Source organism: Sphaerisporangium album (assembly GCF_003323745.1).
GTDB classification, from domain to species: domain Bacteria; phylum Actinomycetota; class Actinomycetes; order Streptosporangiales; family Streptosporangiaceae; genus Sphaerisporangium; species Sphaerisporangium album.
In genome coordinates, this window is the sequence record NZ_QOIL01000029.1 from 109,236 (window position 1) to 116,613 (window position 7,378).

Annotated in this window: 10 protein-coding genes, 1 tRNA gene and 1 pseudogene; 8 read left to right on the forward strand and 4 right to left on the reverse strand. The window is 69.1% G+C overall.

The features are described 5' to 3' along the window. The first annotated feature begins 113 nt into the window (after window positions 1-113). Complete coding sequence (locus tag DQ384_RS36330) at window positions 114-1,406, forward strand: MFS transporter (RefSeq protein ID WP_114033409.1); 1,293 nt, start codon at window positions 114-116, stop codon at window positions 1,404-1,406. On the opposite strand, the gene DQ384_RS42470 is transcribed toward DQ384_RS36330, so the two are convergent. Next, complete coding sequence (locus DQ384_RS42470; RefSeq protein WP_245967035.1) at window positions 1,403-1,831, reverse strand: PspC domain-containing protein; 429 nt, start codon at window positions 1,829-1,831, stop codon at window positions 1,403-1,405. The two genes, DQ384_RS36330 and DQ384_RS42470, sit on opposite strands and share 4 nt — an antisense overlap. A gap of 299 nt (window positions 1,832-2,130) precedes the next feature. Here DQ384_RS42470 and DQ384_RS36340 point away from each other — a divergent pair. Further along, window positions 2,131-2,205: transfer RNA gene (locus DQ384_RS36340), tRNA-Lys, on the forward strand. Window positions 2,206-2,485: 280 nt separating this feature from the next. On the opposite strand, the gene DQ384_RS36345 is transcribed toward DQ384_RS36340, so the two are convergent. The 3 genes from DQ384_RS36345 to DQ384_RS36355 all read right to left on the reverse strand — a co-directional run bounded on the left by DQ384_RS36345 (window position 2,486) and on the right by DQ384_RS36355 (window position 4,597). Continuing rightward, window positions 2,486-3,778 carry a tyrosine-type recombinase/integrase gene (locus tag DQ384_RS36345; RefSeq protein WP_114033410.1) on the reverse strand — a complete coding sequence of 431 codons (1,293 nt, stop codon included), beginning with the start codon at window positions 3,776-3,778 and terminating at the stop codon, window positions 2,486-2,488. Window positions 3,779-3,888: 110 nt separating this feature from the next. Then, window positions 3,889-4,284 carry a hypothetical protein gene (locus tag DQ384_RS36350; protein ID WP_114033411.1) on the reverse strand — a complete coding sequence of 132 codons (396 nt, stop codon included), beginning with the start codon at window positions 4,282-4,284 and terminating at the stop codon, window positions 3,889-3,891. A gap of 67 nt (window positions 4,285-4,351) precedes the next feature. Further along, window positions 4,352-4,597 carry a hypothetical protein gene (locus DQ384_RS36355; RefSeq protein ID WP_114033412.1) on the reverse strand — a complete coding sequence of 82 codons (246 nt, stop codon included), beginning with the start codon at window positions 4,595-4,597 and terminating at the stop codon, window positions 4,352-4,354. Between the two features lie 478 nt (window positions 4,598-5,075). On the opposite strand from DQ384_RS36355, the gene DQ384_RS36360 reads away from it, so the two are divergent. The 6 genes and pseudogenes from DQ384_RS36360 to DQ384_RS36385 form a co-directional block, all read left to right on the forward strand. Next, entirely contained in the window at window positions 5,076-5,321 is a 246-nt protein-coding gene (locus DQ384_RS36360; RefSeq protein ID WP_114033413.1) for a helix-turn-helix domain-containing protein, read from the forward strand. A gap of 67 nt (window positions 5,322-5,388) precedes the next feature. Next, window positions 5,389-5,583 (forward strand): annotated as a pseudogene (locus DQ384_RS43415) (BldC family transcriptional regulator); the annotation flags it as partial. A 269-nt stretch (window positions 5,584-5,852) separates the two neighbouring features. Then, window positions 5,853-6,296, forward strand: coding sequence for a hypothetical protein (locus tag DQ384_RS36370; protein WP_114033415.1), 444 nt, complete (start codon window positions 5,853-5,855; stop codon window positions 6,294-6,296). Next, window positions 6,296-6,907: a hypothetical protein gene (locus DQ384_RS36375; RefSeq protein ID WP_114033416.1), complete on the forward strand. Its 612-nt coding sequence runs from the start codon at window positions 6,296-6,298 to the stop codon at window positions 6,905-6,907. Before DQ384_RS36370 ends, DQ384_RS36375 begins: the two co-directional genes overlap by 1 nt. Continuing rightward, complete coding sequence (locus DQ384_RS36380) at window positions 6,897-7,169, forward strand: hypothetical protein (protein WP_114033417.1); 273 nt, start codon at window positions 6,897-6,899, stop codon at window positions 7,167-7,169. Before DQ384_RS36375 ends, DQ384_RS36380 begins: the two co-directional genes overlap by 11 nt. Continuing rightward, the coding region (locus tag DQ384_RS36385) for a hypothetical protein (RefSeq protein WP_220183328.1) at window positions 7,166-7,378 on the forward strand (213 nt) is incomplete at its 3' end. The genes DQ384_RS36380 and DQ384_RS36385, both read left to right, overlap by 4 nt.

Below are 7,378 nucleotides of genomic sequence, written 5' to 3' on the forward strand. Positions count from 1 at the left end.
GCCGCGTAATTCTCCATGCCTTCTGGGTTGGCCAACCGCGAGCGGGCCCGGCACCCTAGGTGACATACTGAACACGGTGTGTCAGTACGGCCCAGCGAGCCCAGCGGAGACATATGGCGGCGACGAGGCCAGGTCGGCTGCCGGGGCGGCACCGCCGCGCATCCGAAAGCCAGGCCACGTACAGCGAGGTCATCGCCATTGGCGAGTTCCGTTCGCTATGGGGCGGTCAGTGCCTCTCTCTCCTGGGTGACCAGCTCGCGCAGGTGGCCCTCGCCATCCTCGTCTTCGAAAGGACGCATTCCGCGCTCGCGACCGCCGCGGTGTACGCCCTGACCTACCTCCCGCCGATACTCGGCGGCCCCCTGCTCGCAGGGCTGGCCGACCGGTTCGCGCGCCGCCGCGTCATGATCATATGTGACCTCGTGCGGGCGCTGCTGGTCGGTCTCATGGCCGTGCCGAGCATGCCGTTCCCGGTGCTGTGCGCCCTGGTCTTCTGCGTGGTCCTGCTCAGCTCGCCCTTCACGGCCGCGCGGGCGGCGCTGCTGCCCGACATCCTGGAGGGAGACCGCTACGTAGCAGGCTCCGCGCTGCAGAACATGACGAACCAGGCGGTCCAGATGCTCGGGTTCGCCGCCGGGGCCGGGGTGATCGCGACGATCGGCACGCACCGCGGCCTGGCCCTGGACGCGCTCACCTTCCTGATATCCGCCCTGATCCTCGCGGTCGGCGTACGCCGCCGTCCTCCGCCCGATCCCGAGGACGGCGTCCACGCCTCCATGTGGAGCTCCACCAAGGCCGGCGCCCGCCTCGTCTTCGGCGACCGACGGCTCAGGACGCTCGTGATGTTCGCGTGGCTCTGCGGCTTCTACGTGCTCCCCGAGGGCATCGCCGTGCCGTACGCGGCCACGCTGGGCGACGATCCGCGGGATGTCACGCTGATCAGTGGGCTCCTCATGGCCGCCATGCCGACCGGGACGGTGATCGGGGCCTTCGTCTTCAGCCGCCTGGTGACCCCTACCGGACGTCTGCGCGTCATGGGGTGGATGGCGATGCTCAGCTGCGCCCCGCTCATCGGATGCGCGCTACGGCCGCCGCTGGCCGTCGTCCTCGCGCTGTGGGTCCTCGCCGGGATGGGCGGGGCCTACCAGCTCGCGGCGAACGCCGCTTTCGTCCAGTGCGTGCCGGCGAACCGGCGGGGACAGGCCTTCGGGCTCGTGCAGTCGGGTCTGCTGGCGGCCCAGGGAATCGGAATCCTGATCGGAGGCGCCGCCGCCCAAGCTCTCGGCCCAGAGCCGGTGGTCGCGCTCGCCGGAGCCTCCGGGCTCACGGTCGCCGCGCTGCTGGCCATGCTCTGGACCGAGTCTCGTGCCGAGATAATCACCAGGGTCCGCACCCAGGTGAGCTAGACGGTCGTGGGGGGCTCGTCCACGGGGGACGCCGGGCGGGCGGCCGGCTGCTGCGGAGCCGGGGCGGGAGAGGACGGGGCCTGGTCCCGCGGTCCCCACTCCTTGCGGACGTTCTGCACACCCTGGTCCCAGTACGACTGGGCCTGGTGCCAGGTCGACCGCGGGTCGCTCTTCTGCTTGCCGATCAGGTCCTGGACGATCGAGGTGCGCTTGGTCTCTTCGGGGATCAGCAGCCACGCGACGGCGTAGATGCCCACCCCGAGGCCACCGAAGAAGGTGGCGACGGCGAGCCCGATGCGGAGGATGTTGGCGTCGATGCCGATGAATTCGGCGGCGCCGGAGCAGACACCGGCGACGATCCTGCCCTCGCGGGTGCGGCGCAGTTCTTTGACTGTGGAGTGGCCGTGGATGTTCATCTCGTTCATGTCTCAAGACTGCCCTCAGGGCCTCTGATCGCACATCGGGATTCCCCCTGGCCCTACCCTGGTGACGCCCTGAAGCCTCATTGCCTTCCCCCCACGCTTGGACCCTCCCCTGTCAGGGAACGAGGACCAGGGACGCCCTCTGCCGAGCGGAACGACGCACTCTGCCCCGAGGCACCAAATACCTGACGTGGGGACGTGACGGACACGAACCCGGCCACCGGAGGTACACCACCATCGACCCGGCAACCGGCTAGCCAGTCGCGTAAGGCACGGTACTCTCAGTACCCTGCAATCCAACTGGGCCGCTAGCTCAATGGCAGAGCTGCGGACTTTTAATCCGTAGGTTCAGGGTTCGAGTCCCTGGCGGCCCACCAGCCAACCCCTTGATCACCGGCCCCGCCCCAGGGGCCCTTTTGATCTCCTGCCGGACCATTGCCAGACCATCCCGCAGACGATCATGGACGAACCGCACCCTCGTGGACCGCGCCGCCATCGAGGAGGGCGTCACGCTCGTCCACAAGTCCCAGCACGGCCGCTACGATGAGCCACGCGCGGTCGGGTACGAACCGCGAAGTGAGGCCGGGCTTCCCGCCGGATGACGGGCACCCGGCCATCGCGTTTTCATCCCTGGAAGCAACGTGCGAATCGACGCCATCATGCTTCCTGCCGACGGGGAATGATCGCCACCGTGGCCTCGGCGGCCGCCTCGGCGAGCTCGGGCACGACGTTGGTGTAGGTGTCGGCGGTGAACCAGTACTGCCGGTGTCCCAGGGTCGCGCTGACCACCTTCATGTCGACGCCGGCCGCGAGCATGATGGTGGCCGCGGCGTGCCTCATGTCGTGCAGCCGCACCGGCGGCAAGCCGGACTTCTTCACCAGCCACTCGGTGTGGTCGGTCAGCCCGTTGAGGTCCAGCGGCCGGCCCAGCCGGTCGGTGAACACGCGCCCGGAGTTGGCCCAGTCCTCGCCCGCCGCGAGCTGGTCGGCGGCCTGCACCTTGCGCCAGGCCTTGAGCAGCCGCACGTTGATGTCGTCGAGATGGACGACGCGCCGCGAGCTGTCGGACTTGATGCCGGCGTCGGCCTCGGCCTCCTCGTCCTCCAGGACGCTGATGGTCTTGGTGCCGTCCAGGTCGGTGTCCGACCACTCCAGGCAACCGGCTTCACCGCGCCGTAGTCCGCGGGTGATAACCAGGTGGTACAGGGCGTAGAGCCGTTCGTCCCACTCCACAAGCAGGTCCAGGAACTGCCCCGCCAGCGCGGGCGTCCAGACCATGACCGGGCTCGGCCGCGGCACCGGCCGCCGGTCAGCCGGCTCCTTGGCGGCCTCGTCGGCGACCAGCTCCCGCCACCGCGCGACCCGCTCCGGGGTCCACAGGAGCGGACGCCTCTTCTTGGCCGCCGTCAGCTCGATGTGCTTGCTCGGGTCATGGGTGATCTTCTTCTGGCGTCTGGCCGTCGATAGGGCGCTGGACAGCGTCGCGTGCACGCGTCGGATGCGCGCTGGGGAAAGCGGCTTGCTGATGTGCAACTGGCCCGGCCTGGCGCCTTCCCATGCGGCGACGGTCCGCACGGCCAACAGCCTGCGCAGCATTTCGCTCGGCGGGCCTTCCAGCGGCCGGTTGATCTGCTCCATCGCCTGGTACAGCTTCTCCAGGTGCTCATCGCTCAGGTCCGCCAGATACAGATGCCCAAGCCCAGGCTCCAAGTAGAGGTCGATGTGCTCGAGGTATCCCGCCCGGGTCGACTCGGCCAGGCTCTTCTTCCCGGCCACCCACTGGCGCAGGAACGGCCCGACCTTCAGGCGCCGGTCGGCTATCGGGCTGCCGGTGTTCCCCTCGGCCTCCAGGCGCACGGCCGCGTCGTCGGCGTCGCTCTTCTTGGTGAACGGGCCAGCCCACGGGCGGCGCCGCTTGCCGTCCGGGCTTGCCGGTGCCTCGTAGCGCACCCACCAGGCGCCATGAGACCGCCTGGCCAGATTGGGACATGCCTGTCCGAGTTTCTTGCCGTCACCTCCTCGGCAGTTGCACCGTTTGCCGACCCAGGCCATGCCCCCTCCTACAGGTGGCGGAGTATGTACGCCGTACTGCCGGCCAGTCCGTCGGCGACGTCCTGGGGCATCGTGCCGTGCTGCACGTACAGGCTGATCAAGTACGGGGAGGTGTCGGCGTCAACGATTTGCCCGTCGAGTTCCTCCAGGTGGCAGGCCACCGTAGGCGTGACGCCGGGGATGAGAATGCCGGACAGTGCGGACAGGGTTCGGTGGATCAACTGCTCAAACGGCACCAACACCGCGGGGTCCAACCCGCAGGCCTCGTCGATGAGCACCCTGAATCGACGGCCCCGGCGCCAGGTGATGACATGGTCATGTGCCAAGCGGGCGACCGGGACCATCGCATATGTGAGCGTGAGTAACTGAGACACGAGTACCAACCTGAAGACGTCGGTTGTCACTGAGTGATTAGAACTTTACTCACAGTCGAATGATGATTCCTCATCGTGGCCGGACCGATACGGGCTGCTACGTCTCCATGTGCCGCGCCAGATCGACCGCCATCCGCCTCAGCCGCTCGCGTCCTTGCTCGTCGAGGCCGGGTGGCACCCGTACCGCCAACCACTCGTCCGAGTCCACCGGTACCTCTGTGACCTCCACGCCCAGCCACTGCGCCGCCGCCAGACGTGCCAGGTTTTCCACCGGCTCTCCCATGGCCGCCGCCAGCGCGCGCAGCCGGCGCAGGTCGGGGGCCCGCTCCATCGCGTTGCTCACGATGTCGTTGACCCACCCATGGCTCGGGCTGAGCCCCGAGATCGGATCTCTGGCGCGGCGAGCGAGCTCTCGAACACTTAACCCGGTCCGCTCAAGATATGCGACCACATATCGGGTCAAATTGTCACGCAGCACGTCGCCGGTCCCACCACTCGGCATCGTGGTCCTCTCACCTCGCCGGTCGCTGGACTTCCAGGCACCATTCGTTCACGACCGGTATCCAGCGTCAATCGGGAGGGTACTGCATGTCAGGCGCCGATCTCCGAGGACCGGACACAATCACTAGACACTGAACGTCAACGTGCGTTACTGTGCGGTGCTGTACGGAGAATAAGTCAACGACAGGAGGTCCCGTCATCCCTTGGATGACGCTTGACGACCCGGAAGCGGCGCCCGTGCACGGAATTCGCAGTACACGCAATCCGTCTGTCAGCCAGCCATTTCCACTCTCAGCCTGACTGGAGGATAAGTCAACACCATGCCGAACAGGAAGCCGAAGACGGCGCCCCCACGCGCTCCCGCCACGGCTAGCGCGCCTGGCGACGATCCGTGGCTGTACTTCGAGGACGTCTGCGCCCTGCACGAGATCGAAGTTCGGACGCTGCGTCACCTGCGGGCCCACGGAGAGGGCCCGCCCTTCATCAGGGTCGGCCGCCGTCTGCGTATCCGCAGGTCCCAGGCCCAGAAGTGGTTCACCGACAAGTACGAGCGCGCCGGCCAGTGACAACGGCGCCCCCGGCCGGGTGCACGGCGCGGGGGCGACAGCCTGAACCCCCAGGAGGGATCAGTACATGAAGCGTAACGCCATCCCACCCCCCGAAACCGAGGCCCTTCTCACCCCGGGCGAGGTCGCCAAGATGTTCCGCGTCGACCCCTCGACCGTCACCCGGTGGGCGAACGCGGGCAAGCTGGCGTCCATCCGAACCCCCGGCGGTGTCCGGCGCTTCTACGAGGCCGAGGTCCGGGCCCTGCTGCACGGCAAGCCGAGCGACATGCACGGCGTGGAGCAGGCCGCCACGGACTGGCCCCGGCACAGCGTCGGTGTCGAGCCCGTCACCGCCGAGCTGCGCCAGGCCGACCCCTCGGTGCCTCTCGCCGCGCGGAAGGCGGTCGTCGAGCGGCGCGAGGGGCGGTTCGGCAAGGTGTGCACGACCGACCTCGACATCGCGGACATGGGCCTGACCGACCTGGAGGCCGCCGCCAGCAGCTACGCCCGCACCTACGGCGCCACCTACCTGCCCGCCGGTGGCGCCCGATGATCGACCACGCAGACAACACCACGATCCTCGGCCGCCAGCAGCGCGCCGCCGTCGTCATGCTGCGACTGCTCGCCCACGACCTGCCCGCCGTGAGCTGGGGCATCAGCAGCGTGGGCAGCATTCGCCGCTCCGACCGCGACGCGATCGAGCTGGAGGGCCAGCTGGGATCGGACTACCAGGAGGACATCCGCCGGCAGGCCGCGCTGGAGGCATGGGCGACCGAGCTCGGCGTCTCGCCACGGTGGACGTCGTACAGGGACGGGCAGGGCGGCAAGCTTTTCGTCACGACGGTGATCACCGGAGTCCAGGTGGAGATCTGGACAGTCCTGAACGCCTGCCCAGCCGAATACCGGCCCCCGGTGGAGGTCGGCGGCGACCCGGAATCGGACCCGGCCACCGAGGCCGAGCACCTCGCGGAGAAGGCCGGGGTGACCGGTTGATGGCCACCACCGCCGAGGTTCTGCGTAACGCCGCCAACCTCATCTCCACTCAGCACCCGACGCAGGCGAGCGCGGTCACCGCGATCCGCCTGGCCGCCGGGCTGGGCGGCCGGGCGAACGACCTGGCGAACGGGACGCTGCTCGTCCTGGCCCGCCACCTGCACTACGGCGACGTTGAGGAGGGCAACCCGCAGCGGTTCGCGCAGTCCGAGCGCCACCTGGAGCGCTGGAGCACGATCACCAGGCCCGAGGAGATGGTGAGCGAGCTGCGCCGCGCGGCCGACGTCGTGGCCGAGTCCGTCCTGCCCGCTGCCGATCGGATCCTGGCCGCTGTGGCCGAGACCCTCATCCAACTGGGCGACGTCTCCCACGGGCGGGTCATCATGGCCGCCGCCGTGCTGGCCTCCCGCCACGAACTCACCCCGCGCGAGGTGGCCGAGATGGCCGCCGCCGACAGCCATAGCGAGGTCGCCCGGGCGGCGTGGGCCGAGGGCAAGCGCCTGCTGGCCGCCGCAGACGCCTACGGCGAAGCCCTGCCCGACCCCCACGCCACCTACAAGCCCCAACCCGATCCCGGCGCCTGTCCGGTCAGCCCCGCCGATGGCGGTTGACGTCCGCTCCAAGGCCCTCGGCTACCTGCGGTCGGGGGCCGTGCGGGTCCTGGTGGCCAGCACCATGGGGCCCGCGCGGCGGCCGTACTTCGTCGAGGCCCACGTGGACGGCCACCAGTCCACCTACATCGTCCGGTTCGAGCTGCACGAGTGGACCTGCACCTGCCATGAGGCCGACTGCGCACACGCGGCGGCCGTGCAACTGGCGACTGGCCACGAGTCGGCCGCCGCCCCTTCCCGAACCCCGAAAGGAGGCTCATGATCGCGTTCGTTCGCATCGCGGCCGGCGAGCACTCGCCCCGCACGATCCTCGCCGTGTGGGCCGGCCACCTGGACGACGTGGTGTCGCAGCTGGTGTCCATGCCGGGGCTCGACATCGATCAGGTGCCTGACACCGCCCTGCCTGGGGTGGCCGAGGCGTGCGCCGAGCAGATGGGCCGCGTCGCCCTGGAGCTCGCCTTCCGCCCGGAG

Coding starts and splice junctions, on each gene's coding strand:
- DQ384_RS36370 (WP_114033415.1), top strand. CDS start 5,853: ATGATCGACCACGCAGACAACACCACGATCCTCGGCCGCCAGCAGCGC.
- DQ384_RS36380 (WP_114033417.1), top strand. CDS start 6,897: ATGGCGGTTGACGTCCGCTCCAAGGCCCTCGGCTACCTGCGGTCGGGG.
- DQ384_RS36330 (WP_114033409.1), top strand. CDS start 114: ATGGCGGCGACGAGGCCAGGTCGGCTGCCGGGGCGGCACCGCCGCGCA.
- DQ384_RS36375 (WP_114033416.1), top strand. CDS start 6,296: ATGGCCACCACCGCCGAGGTTCTGCGTAACGCCGCCAACCTCATCTCC.
- DQ384_RS36360 (WP_114033413.1), top strand. CDS start 5,076: ATGCCGAACAGGAAGCCGAAGACGGCGCCCCCACGCGCTCCCGCCACG.
- DQ384_RS42470 (WP_245967035.1), bottom strand. CDS start 1,831: ATGAACGAGATGAACATCCACGGCCACTCCACAGTCAAAGAACTGCGC.